Here is an 18,916-nt window from a genome sequence, read left to right as displayed (position 1 = left end):
TGTTTGGAAAAAAGATAACTGTATAAATTTTACCTATGCCGTTTTTTTCTATATTTCTTTAAATCTTGGTTTATAGGTGGGTTTTTTCGGATACTTTTAAGATATCTTGATTTTCCTTGTTTAGATATTGGAATAGAATTGTTGAATATGTGGGATATATTAACTTAAATTAGCTCGAAGCAAATAGCTTTAAAGACATAATACAATGTTCGAACATTTGTTCGATAAATGCAATTGACTCGAACACACGTTTGTGTTATAATCTGAAATAGATCTGGTATTTAGGAATCAACAGTATTGGCGTACCTCTCCTAAACAGACTGCAATTTTCGACAATATTTAAATTACATAACTTCATCTCAGTCAAGCTTATGCTAAAAAGAGATGACAGTAATAGGCATAGCAGAAAGCCAGACGGAAATTATTTTCAGGGAATACATAGATAACTCACTGACTGTTTTTTAATAGGAAAGGTTATAATGAACGATGAACAAAGACAGCAATTATTAGAAGAGTATGCTGCTGATGACATGATAAAACTTAAGCAAATTTGCAATCCCATCATACAAAGAAAAGATGTTCCACAAATGGAGCATGATGATTTATATAGCGTAGCCCTGGATACTCTTATGAATAGCGTTGAACGATATGACAGCACCAAGGATTGCTCGTTTAACACATTTCTTACTGGAAATATTAAGAGGAGATTCTATGACTGGACAAGAGATCATACCAGACTTAGAAGATGCAATCTGCAAAGGAATAGGAATGGAAAAATACAGAGAGATGAAAACAATGATGTGATCGTTATTCCAAACATATCCATCGATGCACCTAACGAGGACGGGATTGATTTTTGTGAGAAGGTTGCATCTGACTTCAATATTGAAGACGAGCTGTCAGATGAATTGGGTTTTTCAACTGATGACAAAATCGGAAGATATTTAAAGAAATTATCACCGAAACAAAAAGAAATTGCTAAATTGATTATGGACGGATATCAGTCTTTTGAAATAAGAGAAAAGTTAAAATTAGCAGAGAAACGATATATCGCTTATATCAAAGATATGGGGTGTTTTGAAAAATCTATTGTGCTAAAACAAAGAAAAGATATTCAAATTGAGGAGAAGGGGCCAATGCAAACACAGACATTAGAAAGAAGTAAAGAAAGGCAGTATTCAATATCATCACTTATTAAGAAAATTGAAGGATATACCTTTAGATTTGATCATCCGACTCAGCGCGAATCGGGTAGATGGAGTTCTAAAATGAAGGGGAATTTAATATCAGATATTTTACAAAACAATCCATTACCAAATCTTGTTTTTGCCGAACAGATTATAGATGGTATTGTTATCACTTGGAATCTTGATGGCAAACAGAAATGTACAAATGTACATGGTTTTTATAACGGTCAATTTAAAGTGTGTAAAAATATAAGAAGATGGAATATAAAATATCAGTCGTTGGTGAAAGATAAAGATGGTAATGTTATTCTATCAAGTAATGGATTACCTCAAATTGAGCAAAAGACGTTTGATATAAGAGGAAAAAAGTTTTCTGACTTACCAAATGAATTACAGGAACGGTTTTGTGATTATACGTTTCAGTGTACTCAATATTTGAATTGTTCAGACGAGGATATTGAATATCATATATGCAGATATAATGAAGGAAAACCTTTAAATGGTTCTGAAAAGGGTATGGGGGAAATTGGCACAAAATATGCGGCTATGGTCAAAGAAATTGCAGCAATGCCATTTTTTACAGATCGTGGTGGATATAAGATGGCAGAATTTAAAAACGGTACAGTAAATAGGGTTGTGGTGGAAAGCATAATGGCTATTAACTTCTTGAAAGATTGGAAAAAACAACAGGAAGAAATGTGTTTCTACATGAAAGAACATTCAACAGAAGATAATTTTGATAACTTTACAGATCTGGTTGAACGCATGGAAGCTGTTGTTACAGAAGATGTTTCGGAAATGTTTAATTCCAAAGACTCATTCGTCTACTTTGGATTGTTTGCAAGATTTATCCGCACCGGATTGGAAGATAAAAAATTTATTGAATTTATGGCTGAGCTTTCTCAGTCTTTACATAAAAAAGAAATTAACGGTGTCACATTTGATCAGTTAAGTGACAAGTCTACCAAAGATAAAAATGTGGTTATCAGTAAGATTGAACATCTTGAGAAATTAATGATCGAATTTTTAAACATCAATGAAGAAACGAAAGCTGTGGAAGTTGCTATATCAGAATTATCAGCCAAACCAATACAGGAAATGGTGATGTCTATTTTAGATTTTGTGAAACAAAACGTAAATCCTAATGTTACAGATGATGACATCAAAGATTATGAGGAAGACTTAGAGGTTTTATCACTGGAAGTTGATAATAATAGTAAACTTCTGGAAAGGCCCAATCGCAATTCTTTAATTGCATTAATTGCATATACATATCAAAACGACATCATTGGATTGGAGAAATGGTTTCCGGATTTCTTTGAGAGAAACCGTGTGTTTAAAATAAATCAAGTAGAGAATTATTTATATATGAAACAGGATCTGGAAGAATATGTCAGGGTATAAAACCTTTTAAATTCAGCAGCCTTTAAAACTAAATCAGAAGGATGTTTACAGGGGAGAAAATGGCCTCTTCCATTCCTCCCCTGATTCCTAAAATTTTTCCCTATGAATTTTTTCAGTCAGCAGTTCTCCAAGCTCATGTGCCTTCGCCTCCGCCTCAGGAATACCTAAAGAAAGAATTGCCTCCAGCCGGAAGCTTTCAGGAAACTCCAGTTTCTCCCTCACGTACTCCTCCGTTGTTTTCCCTTCTGCTTCCCGCAGCCTTCCCTGAATCCAGCAGCTCCCCACTCCCAGGCTGTCCGCCATCAAATGCATCTGGGCCATGGCGATGGAGCAGTCTTCAATCCAGACATCTGTTTTTTCCGAATCACCGATGACAACGATGGCGCAGTCTGCACCCTGGAGCATTTTTGCGGCTCCTATCCTGGATTCTGACAGATATTGGAGAGTATCCTTATCCTGGACAACGATAAATTCCCATGGACGTATGGCACGTCCGGAAGCTGACAAAAGCCCGGCCTGTAAAATCGTTTCCAGCTTTTCCTCAGGAATCTTTTCTCCGGTGTACCGCCTGATGCTGCGGCGCTTTCTCATGATTTCAAGTAAATCCATTCTTATCCCATCCTTTCCTGATTCCTTACAACTTTCTTCTTTTCCTTTGGCCTTGTGAGATCGTAGCTTTCCTGGATCATGCGTTTCACATCCACTTCCGGAACTGTGCCATCCAGAATTATGGAATTCCAGTGTTCTTTGTTCATGTGATAAGCGGGAACTACCGACTGAAACGCATTTCTCCAGAAATCACGCCATTCTGTGCTGCATTTTACATTGATCCAGATATGGTCTTGGCGCTGGTAAATACAGGCAAAGGCTTTTGAATTCTTTTTATGACGCATTAAGGTCCAGTTTGGGTCGTGAAAAGGGTAGTCCTCTGTCACACCCTCAAATTTACTGCAAAATGCAATTGCCTCTTTTCTGGTTTTCACGCTTTCACCTGCAATCCGTATATTTCATATATTGCCAGCATGTCCTTATACAGCAGCTTCTTTCCCATCAACTGTCGATAGGTGGCTGATTTTGTTTTATCCTCTGCCTTCAGTTGTTCCATCTTTTTTACCGCATTGTCATATTCGGTCTGAATGGCTGATTGCATCTTTTCGTAAGCCTTCAGTTTTTCTTCTTTTTCCATAGGCTGATTTTTACCTTTCTCTATATCTGGCTGCCAGTCCCTTTAAAAAACATTTCACATATTTGTCTCCGCACACCCTGTAATTGCGTTGTCCTTCCCTTCGCAATAATGCACTTAATTCTCCATTTGATAGATGGGCCTCTCCCGCTTTAAAAATGTCAAGCATATCTTCACTGGTAAGAGATAGTGCAATCTTTATCTTTTTCATAAAAACATTATTTACAGTCTTACTGTCTTTTATTATAAAGGCCTGCTTCTCAGATTCACCTGGCTTTGATTCTTGTTTTCCTCTTTTAAAAATAATAAAACCATTCAGAAAAGATTCCAGAGTGTGAAGATCACATTGGTTGATATTGTCATCACCGGACTTCTCCTGGGCCGAATCAATGATCCCATTGTCCTTGGACTTTATCAGCATTTTTTGCAGTTCTTCCCTGGTTACTGTGACCCCTCCCATTTTAAATATTGTTATCATATCTGCATCTTTAATATCCAAAGCATACCTCAATCTTATTAATATATCGTTGTTCTCCATATGACCTCTTCTTAAATGTATTTTTAAATATTTTATTACAATAATCCTGTTTTATCAATGTTTATCCGCTGCCCTTATCACCTTTAGCTGCTTGCCATTGATCTTAGTATTTTTCATGGCCTCCAGAACCAGAGGGCCTTTGCCGTTTAATATTTCCACATAGGTGAGCGTATCCTGAATGGCTATAATTCCGATATCCTCCGCTTCCATGCCCTCAATATTGGACAGCACTCCCACAAAATTGGCTGCCCTCAGCTTCTTTTTCTTTCCGCCGTTAAAACGCAGTTTCATGATCCCTTTATTTAATTCATCACTTTTCGTTTTTTTAATCCGGGAAGCCCTGTTTAATTTTTCATCAAAGGATGGCTTATGAGCGGATACTTCCTCTCTGTCAGGCTTTACTGATTCCTGAATTTTAAATCCGATCAGTTCTTCAATATCCTGGAGGTACCTGTTTTGGGTCGGAGCCACAAATGAGACAGCTTTCCCTTTCTGCCCCGCACGCCCTGTCCTTCCTGTGCGATGGACATAGGTTTCTCCCTCCAGAGGAATATCGTAATTAATAACCAGAGAAATATCTTCCACATCAATGCCTCTTGCCGCTACGTCTGTGGCAACCAGATACCGGTACTTTCCCCTTTTAAACCCATTCATAGCAGATAACCTCTGCTTCTGTTCCATTCCTCCATGAATTTTATTGCAGGGATATCCCAGGCCAGCCAGACCATCACATACCATATCCACCCGGTCCTTTGTACTGCAAAAGATAAAACAGCTATCCGGATTTTCCATGATCGTAACATCAGTAAGCAGATTGAATTTATCTTTTTCATCGATGATATAAAGAGAATGCTCCGTATCAGCCGTCATAATACCGGATTCGCTGACATTGATACGGACCGGGCTTCTCATATAGTCTGCTGATATTCTTTCAATCTCTTCAGGCATGGTGGCTGAAAACAGCATTGTCATCCGTTCTGCAGGCAGTTCTGCAATGATTTCCCGGACCTGTTCAATGAACCCCATATCCAGCATCCGGTCCGCCTCGTCAATTACCAGGCAGTCGATCTTACTCAGGGGAAATGTACCTTTCCTGATGTGATCCATAACACGCCCCGGAGTACCGACAACTACGTGTGTTTTCTGTTTCAGCTCTGTTTTTTCTATGGAAAACGGGTGTCTTCCATAAATTGCTGCTGCCTTTATTCTTTTAAATCTTCCTATATTGGTAAAATCCTCTTTTACCTGAACAGCCAGCTCCCTTGTTGGAGTCAGAATGAGGGCCTGAGGTTTATTTTCAAGCCACTCCACTGATTCACATATGGGAATGGCATATGCCCCTGTTTTTCCGCTTCCGGTCTGGGCTTTGACAATAAGGTCATTTTTTTCTAATGCTGACGGAATGACACTGGCCTGGACCTGGGTGGGTATATCATATCCCAGGCCCTCCAATGCCATTTGAATTTCCTCACTGATTATAAAATCATGAAAATCTGTATTATTCATTTTATACCTTTCACTTAATTTGGTAACTTCAGCTTCCCCTCTCTTCCCTTTATTGGGATCTGAATGGTTGCTATCATAATTCTACCCGTTTTTCCATCCCTTTGCAAGCCTGGAACCAATATAAAACGCCGCAGAAATATTGAAATTCAATACACTGCGGCGCACTATGTGTTCACTTTTTAAAAACCAAAGCCTGGGAAAACCTGGCAATTTTATTTGTCTTATTTTAATTCCGGCCAGTAATCTTTGTTGGCCTCTATCATTTCATCTAAAATCTTCTTCGCTGTGATTGCTGATGGTATGGTCTTATTTAACGCAAATGCAGCCAAAGCCTTGTCATAGCTTTCCTCTATTGCCGCCTCTACAATCAGCTTTTCGCAGGCCTCCTGCTGTTCAATCATTCCCTTATAAAATGCAGGAATCTCTCCCACTCTGGTGGCTTCCGGTCCCTCGCTGGTAATATAGCAGGGAATCTCCACCATAGCATCGTCCGGCAGATTTTTTACAGCCCCGTTGTTCATGACCATAACCAGATGGCGTTTCCTTAAATTAAAAGCCAGGCTCATAGCCACTTCCACAATAAACTCGCCATGTACACCGGTAAAAAACGGAGTCATATCAATTTCTCCGGTGGCCTCATACTGTTCCGCCGCCTGGAAAATCCGTTTTTCTCTTCCATCCATAACCTCATTGGCTCTTGTATAGTTCTTATCTGAATGCTTTACAACCTCATCTCCCAGAAGATAATACTGCATATAGGTATTTGGAAGATAATCCGGGAACATTTTCATCAAATTCTTTGCATTGTCAAAGGTATGTTTCCAGGAGGCATCATTGTGGCGCACTTCGCTTCTCTCATCTGGAGGCATATAGCCATGCTCCCTCACATAAGCCTTCAGTTCTTCCGTACGGTCCTCTTCTCCGACACGGATTTTTGTAAACCAGCCAAAATGATTGAGTCCAAAATAATCCGGCACGATGTCTTTTCTGTCACAATCCAGAATATTTGCCATATTTCTCATAATTGCTACCGGCATATCGCAGATATTTAAGATTCTGGCATTGGGACGAAGCTTATACGTCGCTTTTGCAACAATGGCTGCCGGGTTGGAATAGTTCACAATCCAGTATTCCTTACTTGCATATTTTTCACAATAATCAATTACTTCCACCATAGGGTAGATGGTTCTCAACCCATATGCAAGACCGCCTGGTCCGCATGTTTCCTGTCCTACTACATCATATTTTAAGGGGATCTTCTCATCAAGCTCTCTCATATGGTATAATCCCACCCGCATCTGGGCGAAAATAAAGTCTGCATCTGCAAAAGCTTCCTGGGGATCAGTGGTAAGAACCAGCTTCACTTCCGGGTCAAACATTTCAATAACCTTTTTTACCAGAACACCTACCTTATCCTGACGTTCTTTAAAGTTGTCATAAAGCCTTAATTCAGAAAGTTTAAACTGATCCCTCTGATCCAGCAGGCTTTTTACAATTCCCGGCGTATACGTGCTGCCGCCGCCTACAATGACTAATTTAAATGCCTTTTTCATAGTTTTTTCTCCTTTTTATATCATTACATCTTTTCCAGTGCATCATCCACTAAGGTTCTCATTTTAGAAACGCTGAGTCCATATACAACCTGAACGTTATTGCCTTTCTTCATAATGCCTGCTGCTCCCGTACTCTTTAAAGCAGCTTCATCAATCTTTGAGATATCTCCCACTTCCACTCTTAACCTGGAAAAACAGTTTTCCAGACTTAAAATATTTTCTTTTCCGCCCAATGCTTCTACGATAACCATACCTTGCTTCAGCTTATCCTCATGGGTTTCTCCGGAACCGGACTGGCCTGCCTTTAATTGTTTTTTAACCGCTGCCACATTGGCATTTAAGTCCAAAACCGCTTCTGTGTCATCCTCCTCACGTCCTGGAGTCTTTAAATCCAACTTTTCAATCATAAACTTAAACACTACGAAGACCACAAGGATTTCCACAAGGCCAACCAGCACATACAAAGGCCATAAGGTTCTGCCGGGTCCCGCAGGGAGATTCAGTACGAGGAAATCCAGAATACCGTTGGTTGCACAGACACGGACACCAATTAAATAAACCACCATCTGAAAAAAACCATCCAGAACGGAATATACTAGCCACAGCAAAGGTGCTGCAAAAATAAAGGTAAATTCTAAAGGTTCTGTAATTCCGGCAATGACTGCAGTCAACGTTGATGGAATCATCTGGGCTTTTAAGTTTGCCCTTTTCACTTTCTTGGCAGTTACATAGAAAGCCAATGCCACACCGATGATACCAAATGTCTTCATTAGTCCATAAGTAAGGAAACGGCAGGTATCTGGCATCATTCCGGCTGCAGGATCGCTTAAGAGAGCCAGGAAAATAGGTTTTGCACCGACTATATTTTCTCCGCTGATCGCTGCCTGTCCGCCGACAGCTGAATAAAGGAAGGGAGACCAGATTAAATGATGGAGACCTGTAGGAATCAGGAACCGATTCAGGAATCCGTATACAAACACACCTGCTGCTCCGGCAGAACTCATAAAACCGGTCAATGCAGAAATCCCGTTTGCAACTCCCGGCCACACATAAGTCACACCGATGCTTAATACTGCAATAACAGGAATCATGACCATGTAAACCAGCTTGCTGTTTCCATAAGGGGCAAATCCTCCCTCAAATTCAGTATCACAATGTTTGTTGTGAACCAAAGCCACCAAAACACCAATGATCATACCCAGAAACACACCCATATCCGTCACATGAAACCCTAACTGAATGGTCTGTCCAGTGCCGTACAACGCACCAGCTGTTGCTCCTTCCACCATCTTCCCGGACAGCTCCAGCCATCTGCTGTTAGCTCCCAAAAACATGATATATGACATCAAAGCCACGAATGATGCGTCTGCTTTTTTCTTTTTCGCCATACCGTTGGCAATTCCTACACAGAATAGGATGCTTAAATTACCCATAACGGAATTCAGCATACTGTTAAAAAACTTTCCAAGGGTCCATACCGCCCCTCCTTCAGAAACAAGTGCGGTATTGGTCATAATCGCGGTCAGGGCAATCATCATACCTATCACTGGTAAAAATAATACTGGTCCGATCATGGCCTTGGAAAAGCTTTGCATGCCTTTTACTGCCTTATCCTTCATCTCGATTCCTCCATACATGTTTGTTTTTGCTTACCGGTAAATATCTTGCAATAGCAATCTTATCACACTTGCACATAGATCAAAACATTTCCAACCGTATTCACAACATGTTAACCATATAGTAAACATATTCACCGCTCTTACTTCAAATAAAAAAGAGCCGGACTAATCCAGCTCTTCCAATACCTGACTCATCAAATATTCAAATACCACAATTACCCTCGCATAAAAATAATTTGACTGCAGGTTCCGGTCATCCAGTGTCTTATCATCCAAAATCGGAATATTTACTGTAGACCTGCGTCCAATATAATTGCTCTGCTCTCCCGTAAATGAAAGAACAGCCATATGATTTTCATTTGCATAGTCTACAAGTTTCACGATGGTATCTGTTTCACCGCTCTTTGAAACCACAATGACCAATGAGGCATCAAGGCAGTTCTTATCATATACTGCGTAAGCATTTGTCCTGATAATCCGAAAACCTGTCACCAAAAGCTTACGCTCCATATATTCCGCCAGAGGAGAAGAAAAGCCTGTGGCCGACACCAGAATAATGTGATTCTTGTGCATCTTCAGATGCTCCATAAAATCTCTTAAAATTTCCACTGGTATATCATTGATAAAACTTGTGATATCTGACATTCTTTCTTTATTTTTCCGGCGGCTTGTCATCATGAAATTAAGGCGGTAAATCATATCCGTATATCCGGTATATCCCATCTTTTTTGATAACTTGATTATGGTTGCAGCAGATACAAAATTAATGTTGGCAACTTCACGTACAGCCATGTGAAGTACCTGCTGATTATTTTCTAAAATATATTTCAATATCTGGGTTTCCGTATTCGTCAGCTTGTACTTATCAGCCAGTTTATAAACATCAAATTTCATGATATCCCCCATTTCATCCAATCTGTCTTTAAGGCAGGAAAAGCCCTGCTTTCGCAGAGCTTCTCTTACATTTTCTTTCAACAGTTTACACTGTTGGGCCGGATTGGCATAATTGCCCATCGATATTATCATATTACACCAAATATAAATACATGTCAATTTTTTAATAATGTTTTCAAGCCCTTAGAACTATAAGAAACATCAAATTATTATGAATAATTCTCGCTCAATTTATTATAAATCAAGCTGATCAAAAAGCACATTCCTCCTCCTGCTATCAGCGCAAGAACTCTGGTAATGGAATTTTCTCCGTTTAAATCCACAACAATAAATTTAGCCACCATAATGATTGTCAGCACGAGTCCATACAGCCTTATACTTCTGTTTCTCAGCTTAAATCCTGCTGATATGCTTCCTATGGCTACCATCAGTCCTATGATGCTGTATGACGCAGAAGTGATGTTCAAATCAAAGAAGGACCAGAGCACCGTCCATGTCAGCATCAGATATTTAAAGACGATCCAGATTCCTGTTAACAGACTGTTCCGCCCGCTGCCGGAAAGAAGTAATTTGCTCTGTACAAGTGCAATTGCAATCACTGCCAGCGCGGCCATCAATTTCAAGTATACTCTGTCCGCATCTCCCATTTCCAGAAGGCCGTAAAGATATAAAACGGTTGAAACAACATAACTGAGCACCTGCATTCCTTTGTCTTCTTCCAGCCCGTCATTTTTTCCAAAGAAACGAAACTGTTCATTTTTCCAGTTCTTAAAATAACCATATCTCAATAAAACAATGGTGGCAATAACAGCGATGAAATAGCCGGTTACATTGTCAGTGTACATACTGGTTCCTGGCAAATTCAACCTGTTGATAAGATTAGAGGGAATGCCAAAGCTGTTGGCCAGTACGACTATCATGCCCATTATTTTCAAACCATTGATCCGGGCATATTGCTTGGAATCCACACATTTCCACAGTACATATCCCATAACTCCAAGCTGTATAAGGCCGTAAACAGAGGAAATCAAAGAATCCGAGTAATTGCTGAGCAGAAAAATGGAATCCAATAAGCTGATGGCTCCGATTAAAAAGAGCTTGCTCTCCCCTTTCCAAATCTTCTCACTTGCAATCAGCAGTAATCCAATTAAAATAATTCCTGTCGGAACTTCATATAACTCTATGTTAATAAACAAAGAAGTAAAAACCAGGATGACCGTATAATATCTGGTCAGTGCCCGTTCCATTCTCTTATAATATACCTGGTTTAGTATAAACTGAATGAAGTGTATTGTAAAAAACAGCATGTAACAAGTTATTGTTCTTAAGTCCAGATAAGCGGAATTTAAATAACCGATGAATAAAACAGTAAGTAGTGTAGTAACTGCGCTGACGATCAGGTAAACGGGAACTGCCTTTGTATTATTGATCACTTTATAAAGCAGGTTCATAAGAACATAGATAATAAAAATCAAGGCAATCTGCACTGCATAACCGTTGAGCAGATATCCTGATCCAAAAAATCCGTCCGCATAGCAGCGAAGCAATATGGCTGTGTAACTCACCATTGATAAAATCAAAGCTGTTATCAGTTCTGTTTTTCCTTTATTCAGCGCTGTATAAATCATGACCCCTGAAATACAGGAGACAAACACAAACAGCAGAAGCAACTCCGTATCCCCCTGCATAAGCACCAGGCCCAGCATCAAGGTGATATAGCTGCCTATATAGGCGATAATTGTTGTAAAAAACAAATTTGTGTACCGGGAAGATATCATAAAAAGCACTGCCCATATCCCGGCCAAAAGTATGGACATATTATTTCCAATTAAATGAAATGCCAGATTAGCTGATAAAATCGCAATAAACAGCAAACCGGCTCCTGTTCCAAGGATTATGGAAGTGATAGGGTTCTTTTTCGTCCTTATAAGCCAAAAACCTAAAGAAGACAGCGCTGTACCTGCTAATGCTATAATAGACAGCTTGATTTCCGGCGTCATCCGGTTCCACACCAGACCGATAAAGGAAATGGCTGCTACAAAAATAAGCACAGTTGCCAAAGCTCCTATAATGTACTTTCCAACCAGCGCTTCCCTGTCTTTGGGTTGGTTTTTCTGAATAATGGGCTGGCGTTTTTCTTCCTTATTTACCTTTACCGCTGCTGCAGGATTTCCTGGTATTACCGGCTTTTGCACCTGGTTCTGCACCGTGTTTTGTATCGGATCGTGTATTGATTTCGGCCTTTCTGTTTCAAATCTGGTTTCAAAGCTGGTTTCAAAGCCCTTTACAAGGCTTTCCAAATGGGCTACTCTTTGTTCCAGTTCGGCGATTCTCTTTTCTGATGATTTCATTTTACACCTCCTGTTCTCCATTGGGCTGAATGGGGTAGTCGGGACTTACTGATAACCATATTTTACCACCGATAGGTTTTAATTACAACATTTTTGATTGTTTACACACCTTTGCACAATTTCTGCTTCTCCCATCAGCTTCACCCTCTTCTTTGCCAGCCATGCATTACTGAGTAAGCTGTAATATCTTTCTCACCGTATTGGCATTTCTGATGGTAACGCTGTCATATACAGAAGAACCTACAATCTTCGACCACCGGGTTCTTGAAAAAGTCTTAACAGGTGCTGACCAGAAAATAACCCTGCCATAATGATCAACTGATTCATATTCCGGCCTGGTTTCTCCCACCTCTTGAAACACCTCATCTGCAGTTACAGGCGGTATTACGAAAATTGCATTATGCTTTGCCCCCTCATCCTCTCCCCACCAGGCCGGAGCATGGTCAATGGCATCCAGTAAGTCGGCCTCAGATATGATTGCAGCCGGAATGTTTAATTGAAACTTATTCAAAATTAAGGCTTCACATTCCTTTTTCAGCTTTTCCTCATCGGTGTTATCACTGGAAAAAATAATATTTCCGCTGTTTATATATGTGATTACATTCTGAAATCCATTTTCCTCAAAGTACTTCTTTAATTGAGCCATGGATACCTTATTCTTTCCTCCCACGTTGATTCCACGCAGCAAAACAATATACTTTTCCACCGGCAGCCGCCTTTCTTTATACGCTCCAATTGATGTAAATAGGCAGCCCTGTCATAATGGCTGCCTTTTCACTGCAAAAATCCCAAAATTCACACTCTCAACGCTCCCCGGAATCCTCTGGAACTGTAAAAAGAGGGGGCACTGTTATGATATACAAAAACATGCCCATAACGGCGGTCCATAAAAAGGGCGCCTCCCAGCTTTCTGATATCAGAAGGGGTCTTCACCCAGGTAGAAGTCTTGATATCAAATTCCCCAAGCTTCTGCAATTCCCGGTATTGTTCCTCTGTCAGAATCTCAATTCCCATGGAAGCTGCCATGCCGACAGCATTTCCTTCGGGATGCACTCCCTTTTTCTCCCTCTGTTCCTGTCCCGCAGGATCATAGCAGGTATTTCTGCGTCCCTGGGGAGTTTCTGCAGAGCAATCATAAAAAATATATTCTCCGGTTTCTCCATCCTGTCCCACCACATCCGGTTCTCCGCCGGTTCTTTCCATCTCACCAATGGAACGCAGCTTTTCCCCATCAGACTCCAGCCGTTTCCTCACGCTCTCCCATTCCAACCCTTTATGGCGGTCCATATGTGTATGAAAACGGTTTTCCAATATATTGAGCAATTCTGAGTTTGACATAAATCTCCTCCTTTGCTTTGGCTTAAACTAAAAGGCTTCTATTTTCTGCCTCACTTCCCCGCCTTCTCAAGGGCAGCTATATCCAGCTTCTTCATCTTTAAAAGCGCATCCATAACCCGCTTTCTTCCGTCTTCCGTTGTTCCCTCCATAATCTCATCCATACATTCAGGCACGATCTGCCATGACAAACCAAACTGGTCTTTCACCCAGCCGCATTGCTCTGACTCAGAAACAAAGGAAAGTTTCTCCCAGAAATAATCAATCTCCTCCTGATCTTTACAGGAAACCATCAAAGAAAAGGCTTCATTAAACGTAAAATCTCCGCCCATTCCGTGATCCATAATAACCACCTGATTTCCCTCCACATTCAGTTCACTGTAATTTATGACTGCCCTTTCCTCCGGAACCTCTCCCTTCTGGTAATAATTCACATACCCTTTCTCAGCCCCTTCAAAAACCGAAGCATAGTAATCCAGGGCCTCTTCCGCTTTTCCACACGCCTCTCCCCCAAACAGCAGGCTCATCCTGATCCGCTGCTGTTCTTTGTCAGAGTCAACCAGCATAAGCTGCCAGCTAAGACCGTACTTGTCCTGAACCCAGGCATACCGCTTGCTGAAGGGATACTCTCCCAAAGGCATAAGCTCTATCCCTCCTTCAGACAAGCTGGAATGGAGCCGGTCAACCTCCTCCGGGCTGGCGCAGGCCACCATAAGGGAAATGGATGGGTTAAGGGAAAAATAAGGTCCGGCGCTGATAGCACAAAACTTCATGCCTGCAAGCTGAAAGTCAACCGTCTGAGCATCGCCTGACGGGGTATCGGAAATAATGCTGGTTTGAATGATTTTGGAATCCTCAAAAAGCACTGTATACCACGTTGCCGCCTCCAATGCTTCTTTGTCATACCATAAATGGGGAATTATTTTCTGCATCCTGTCAACCTCCTGATTTTTTATTATTGTAACCATAAATTTTTCTGCTATTGCAATTGCCTGCATAAAGTGAAGGATAATTACACAACAGCCGCTGATCAAAAACTTTAAATCAACGGCTGCCTTTTTTCATTATCTTATTACAGAACCCCTTTGGTGGACCACACTCCGTCAATCCTGGATTCATACATAGTAGCCATATCCAGAGCCTTGGCAAATGCCTTAAAGCTGCCTTCTGCAATATGGTGATTGTTAAATCCGCTCATCTGCTTTAAATGAAGATTCATTTCCGCGGAATAAGAAACTGCATAGAAGAAGTCCCGGATCATCTCCGTGTCCACATCTCCGATCTTGGGCACAGTAAACGTGACATCCCATTCAAAATACGGCCTTCCGGACAAATCAATGGCGCACAGCATCAGCGTCTCATCCATTGGAAGAAAAAAGTTTCCATAGCGTTTAATTCCCTTCTTTTCTCCAAGTGCCTTCCTGACTGCCGTTCCAAGGACAATGCCCACGTCCTCTATGGTATGATGAGAGTCCACATGCAGATCTCCCTTGCAGACCAAATCAATGTCAAACAGTCCGTGACGGGCCAAGCCATCGATCATATGGTCAAAAAATCCGATTCCTGTATTGGAACTGCAAATGCCTGTCCCATCTAAGTTGAGAGTCAGAGCAATGTCCGTCTCCTTTGTTGTCCTTTTTATATGCGCAATTCTTGGCTCCATTTTTGTTTCCTCCTCATCCTCCCGATGGTTTGCACAGCCGTTTCTTGTTACCAAGCATACCATATTATTGAACTCCAGGCAACGATAAAAATAAGGCCAGCCCTTTCATAAAAGGCTGGCCCTGTAATTTGTATATTAATAGAATAAACGGTTTACTGCGCTGAAAATACCTCTGATAGACGCTCTGGTAATGTTGGAGCTGATACCCACGCCATAAGTGGTACGGCCTGTTTTTACATCCAGCAGGTGGATATAAGAAGCCGCCTGAGCTCCTGAACCGGAAGTGAGTGCGTGCTCGTTGTAATCCAGAACACGGATCTCAATACCAAGTTCTTTCTCCAGTCCCTTCTGCACCGCATCAATAGGTCCGTTTCCGACACCTTCAAAGATCTTCTCTACGCCGTGCTCGGTATAGCGTACCCTGACTGCTGTTGAGAACTCTGTATCGTCTTCTGCTTCCGTAATCTGCGATTTGCGGAAGTGGATAGGCTCTTTCTTTTCTGTGTAATTGTCCTTGAATTCCTGCATGATCTGCTCCGGAGCAACCTCTCCCTGCTTTTCGGAAATGGCCTGAATTACATCAGCAAATTCCTTGTGCATGCCCTTTGGAAGCTTGAAGCCGTAGAAGGTATCCATAACAAAAGCGACACCGCCCTTGCCGGACTGGCTGTTAATCCGTACAACCGGCTCATACTGCCTGCCGATATCTGCCGGGTCGATAGGAAGATAAGGAACCTCCCAGAATTCGTTCTTTCTCTCGTTCATAGCCTGAACGCCCTTGTTGATGGCATCCTGGTGAGAACCGGAGAATGCGGTGAAAACCAGTTTTCCTGCATAAGGATGTCTTGGCCCCACTTCCATCTTAGTGCAGCGCTCGTAAACGTCTACGACCTCCCGCACATTCTCGATGTTCAGTTCCGGATTGATACCCTGAGAAAACATATTATAAGCCAGAACCATTATGTCTACGTTACCGGTACGTTCTCCGTTTCCAAAGAGTGTGCCTTCCACTCTGTCGGCTCCGGCCAGCAATGCCTGTTCTGCGGCTGCAACGCCGGTTCCTCTGTCATTATGAGGATGGATGCTTAAAATAATGCTCTCTCTGTTCTTGAAATGAGTGTGCATCCATTCGATCTGGTCTGCATAAACATTGGGTGTTGTCATCTCAACAGTAGAAGGAAGATTAATAATGATCTTCTTATCCGCTGTAGCGCCCCATGCTTCCTGTACTGCTGTACTGACTTCAAGGGCATATTCCAACTCTGTTCCTGTAAAGCTCTCGGGAGAATACTCCAAAATCACTTCTCCGTCAAAGCCCTGCATATACTGCTTCACCCACTCTGCACCCTGGACAGCGATCTCCTTGATCTCATCCATGTTCTTGTTGAAAACAACATCTCTCTGCAAAGTAGAAGTGGAATTGTAAATGTGTACAATGGCCTTCTTAACTCCCTGAAGAGCCTCAAAAGTCCTTTTGATCAAATGCTCCCGGCACTGAACCAGAACCTGAATCACAACATCATCAGGAATCAGCTTTCTTTCTACAAGCTGCCTTAAGAAATCAAACTCAATCTGGGAAGCCGCCGGAAAACCAACCTCAATCTCCTTAAAGCCCAGCTTCAGCAAAAGGTTGAACATCTCCACCTTTTCCTCCACTACCATAGGCTCTACCAATGCCTGGTTTCCATCTCTCAAATCAACGCTGCACCAAACAGGCGCTTTCTCAATTTCTTTACTTGGCCATTGTCTTTCCGGGTAATTCATCACCGGCACTCTTTTATATCTCTGATAATTCAACATAATCTTATCTCCTCCATCATATAAGTCGTCTGTAAATCCGGCTCACTGCGATCAGCCTTTTTAATTTCCTTCTAAAAACCGTCACAGGCTTTGGAGTCGATAAATCACGCTGTATTTCCAGACAATGAACAACGTGGTTTTTATAGGTCTAACCCCATCTATCATCATTCCTTTTCGTTAAAATCACATACCTAAGCCAAAAAATGGGGCCTCGGTAAAATGTTAAGTTATTATAGCACGAAAAAAAATGACTTACAACCAGAAAATAACTTTTCTTTCAGTATATATTTCAGCCTATTTAAAAGCCCTTCACTTCAATCCCCGCTTCCAAAAGACCTTTTCTTATCTTTTTTACAAATTCCAGGGCCTTCACTCCATCTCCATGAACGCATACAGAGTCCGCCTCAATGGAAACCACACTTTTGTCAATGGCTTCCACTACGCCTTCTTTCGCCATTCGGATCACCCGGTTTACCGCCAATGTCTCATCTTCAATCATGGAACCCTTCCGGCTTCTGGAAACCAGGCTTCCATCTCTTTCATAAGCCCTGTCGGCAAATACTTCACTTGCAGCAGACAGCCCCGTATCCTTCGCCGCCCGAAGCATCTCGCTGTTGCTGAGAGCCAGAAGAACCAGGCTGTCATCCACTTCCTTTATTGCCTGACATATGGCCTTTGCCAGTTCATAATCCTTTGCAGCCATATTGTATAAAGCACCATGAGGCTTTACATGCCAGAGCCTGATTCCGGCCCCTTTGCAAAAGGCGCTTAAAGCACCAATCTGATATATGGTACCGGCCTTTACCTCTGCGGGTGAAAGGCTCATATTTCTCCTTCCAAACCCTGCCAGATCAGGAAACCCCGGATGAGCCCCTGCCCTCACGCCATATTTTTTACACAAAGCCACGGTCTGTTCCATGACCGTAGGATCACCCCCGTGGAAGCCGCAGGCAATATTAGCTGATGTGACATAAGGCAGCACATCTTCATCCAAACCCATTTTATACGCACCAAAACTTTCCCCTAAATCACAGTTTAAATCAATGACCGGCATATTCTCACCTCTAATTTTTTAATTCCGCATTTTTTAAGTCCGTAATAAACATGTACCCCGGAGAATGGGTGATCACAAAGGGCGGCTTGCTGTTCATCACTGCTGCCTGGGGCGTTACCCCACAGGGCCAGAAAACAGGCACTTCTCCGTCATATATGGTCACCGGATCTCCAAAATCCGGTTTGCTGATCTCTTTTATTCCAAGGACTTCCGGATAACCGATGTGAACAGGAGCCCCGTGAACCCTTGGCATGGAAGCGGTAATAGCAACCGCCTCCGAAACCTGGCGGTGGGGGATTGGCCTCATGCTCACTACCATATTTCCTGAAAACACCCCTGCCGGTGTACATGGAATATTGGTATGAAACATGGGAACATTGACCCCTTCCTCAATCTGCCTCACAGGGATTCCCGCTTCCAAAAGTGCTGTTTCAAAAGAAAAGCTGCATCCAATGAGAAAACTTACCAGCTTTCCCCTTGTTTTTTCGTATTCCTCAAATAAGTCTGATACATGGGTGTATTCACCGGTACAAACCCCGTATTCATACACCCGGTATCTGGGGATGTCCTTTGTGATATCGCTTCCCCTTGCTGTCAGAGGAAAGCTCCTGCTTCCTGCATCCGACACCTCCAGAAGAGGGCAGGCCTTGGGATTCCTCTGACAGAACAAAAGAAAATCCCAGGCCAGCTCCTCAGGAAGAATCACCAGATTTCCCTGGGCATAGCCGCCGCACATTCCGGTGGTAGGGCTCTGGATCACGCCTTCCCTGATCAGACGGCGGACTTCCTTTGGTTCTTTATCCATATATTCAAGTCCCATATTCGTTCC

General features: G+C 42.0%; 17 protein-coding genes. 1 reads left to right on the top strand and 16 read right to left on the bottom strand.

Features of this window, described 5'->3' with window-relative positions; all coding sequences use genetic code 11:
* The first annotated feature begins 479 nt into the window (after positions 1-479).
* The gene (locus tag V7M78_RS08260) at positions 480-2,591 is read left to right on the top strand and encodes a sigma factor (protein WP_333648319.1); all 2,112 of its coding nucleotides are present in this window, start codon (positions 480-482) and stop codon (positions 2,589-2,591) included.
* 87 nt (positions 2,592-2,678) lie between these two features.
* Here V7M78_RS08260 and V7M78_RS08255 read toward each other — a convergent pair whose 3' ends face one another.
* From V7M78_RS08255 to V7M78_RS08180, 16 genes are all read right to left on the bottom strand, one after another.
* Positions 2,679-3,200, bottom strand: coding sequence for a nitroreductase family protein (locus tag V7M78_RS08255; protein WP_333648317.1), 522 nt, complete (start codon positions 3,198-3,200; stop codon positions 2,679-2,681).
* A 2-nt stretch (positions 3,201-3,202) separates the two neighbouring features.
* Positions 3,203-3,574 carry an MmcQ/YjbR family DNA-binding protein gene (locus tag V7M78_RS08250; protein ID WP_333648315.1) on the bottom strand — a complete coding sequence of 124 codons (372 nt, stop codon included), beginning with the start codon at positions 3,572-3,574 and terminating at the stop codon, positions 3,203-3,205.
* Complete coding sequence (locus V7M78_RS08245; protein ID WP_333648313.1) at positions 3,571-3,777, bottom strand: hypothetical protein; 207 nt, start codon at positions 3,775-3,777, stop codon at positions 3,571-3,573. Before V7M78_RS08245 ends, V7M78_RS08250 begins: the two co-directional genes overlap by 4 nt.
* A 10-nt stretch (positions 3,778-3,787) precedes the next feature.
* Complete coding sequence (locus V7M78_RS08240; RefSeq protein ID WP_333648311.1) at positions 3,788-4,312, bottom strand: DUF1456 family protein; 525 nt, start codon at positions 4,310-4,312, stop codon at positions 3,788-3,790.
* 54 nt (positions 4,313-4,366) lie between these two features.
* On the bottom strand, positions 4,367-5,770 hold the full coding sequence (locus tag V7M78_RS08235; RefSeq protein ID WP_333648309.1) for a DEAD/DEAH box helicase: 1,404 nt from the start codon (positions 5,768-5,770) through the stop codon (positions 4,367-4,369).
* Between the two features lie 269 nt (positions 5,771-6,039).
* A complete protein-coding gene (locus V7M78_RS08230; RefSeq protein ID WP_333648307.1) occupies positions 6,040-7,371 on the bottom strand; it encodes a 6-phospho-alpha-glucosidase in 1,332 nt (443 codons plus the stop codon).
* Between the two features lie 23 nt (positions 7,372-7,394).
* Positions 7,395-8,990: a PTS transporter subunit EIIC gene (locus V7M78_RS08225; RefSeq protein WP_333648305.1), complete on the bottom strand. Its 1,596-nt coding sequence runs from the start codon at positions 8,988-8,990 to the stop codon at positions 7,395-7,397.
* Positions 8,991-9,155: 165 nt separating this feature from the next.
* Positions 9,156-9,884: a MurR/RpiR family transcriptional regulator gene (locus V7M78_RS08220; RefSeq protein ID WP_333648303.1), complete on the bottom strand. Its 729-nt coding sequence runs from the start codon at positions 9,882-9,884 to the stop codon at positions 9,156-9,158.
* A 209-nt stretch (positions 9,885-10,093) separates the two neighbouring features.
* Positions 10,094-12,235 carry a DUF2339 domain-containing protein gene (locus tag V7M78_RS08215; RefSeq protein WP_333648301.1) on the bottom strand — a complete coding sequence of 714 codons (2,142 nt, stop codon included), beginning with the start codon at positions 12,233-12,235 and terminating at the stop codon, positions 10,094-10,096.
* 166 nt (positions 12,236-12,401) lie between these two features.
* Positions 12,402-12,941, bottom strand: a complete 540-nt coding sequence (locus V7M78_RS08210) for a DUF1697 domain-containing protein (RefSeq protein WP_333648299.1) — start codon at positions 12,939-12,941, stop codon at positions 12,402-12,404.
* Positions 12,942-13,030: 89 nt separating this feature from the next.
* The gene (locus tag V7M78_RS08205; protein ID WP_333648297.1) at positions 13,031-13,573 is read right to left on the bottom strand and encodes a DUF4256 domain-containing protein; all 543 of its coding nucleotides are present in this window, start codon (positions 13,571-13,573) and stop codon (positions 13,031-13,033) included.
* 50 nt (positions 13,574-13,623) lie between these two features.
* Positions 13,624-14,502 carry a VOC family protein gene (locus V7M78_RS08200; RefSeq protein WP_333648295.1) on the bottom strand — a complete coding sequence of 293 codons (879 nt, stop codon included), beginning with the start codon at positions 14,500-14,502 and terminating at the stop codon, positions 13,624-13,626.
* 140 nt (positions 14,503-14,642) lie between these two features.
* Positions 14,643-15,233, bottom strand: coding sequence for an imidazoleglycerol-phosphate dehydratase HisB (gene hisB / locus V7M78_RS08195; protein ID WP_333648293.1), 591 nt, complete (start codon positions 15,231-15,233; stop codon positions 14,643-14,645).
* Positions 15,234-15,368: 135 nt separating this feature from the next.
* A complete protein-coding gene (gene leuA / locus V7M78_RS08190; protein ID WP_333648291.1) occupies positions 15,369-17,033 on the bottom strand; it encodes a 2-isopropylmalate synthase in 1,665 nt (554 codons plus the stop codon).
* 298 nt (positions 17,034-17,331) lie between these two features.
* On the bottom strand, positions 17,332-18,087 hold the full coding sequence (locus tag V7M78_RS08185) for a LamB/YcsF family protein (RefSeq protein ID WP_333648289.1): 756 nt from the start codon (positions 18,085-18,087) through the stop codon (positions 17,332-17,334).
* Between the two features lie 10 nt (positions 18,088-18,097).
* Positions 18,098-18,907 (bottom strand): putative hydro-lyase, encoded by an 810-nt coding sequence (locus tag V7M78_RS08180; RefSeq protein WP_333648287.1) that lies wholly within the window; start codon positions 18,905-18,907, stop codon positions 18,098-18,100.
* Positions 18,908-18,916: the final 9 nt, after the last annotated feature.

Origin of the sequence: Lacrimispora sp., assembly GCF_036758025.1 — a bacterium.
Classification (GTDB): domain Bacteria; phylum Bacillota; class Clostridia; order Lachnospirales; family Lachnospiraceae; genus Lacrimispora.
The sequence above is the reverse complement of the archived record's forward strand: the minus strand, read 5'-3'. Positions and strand labels throughout refer to the sequence as shown.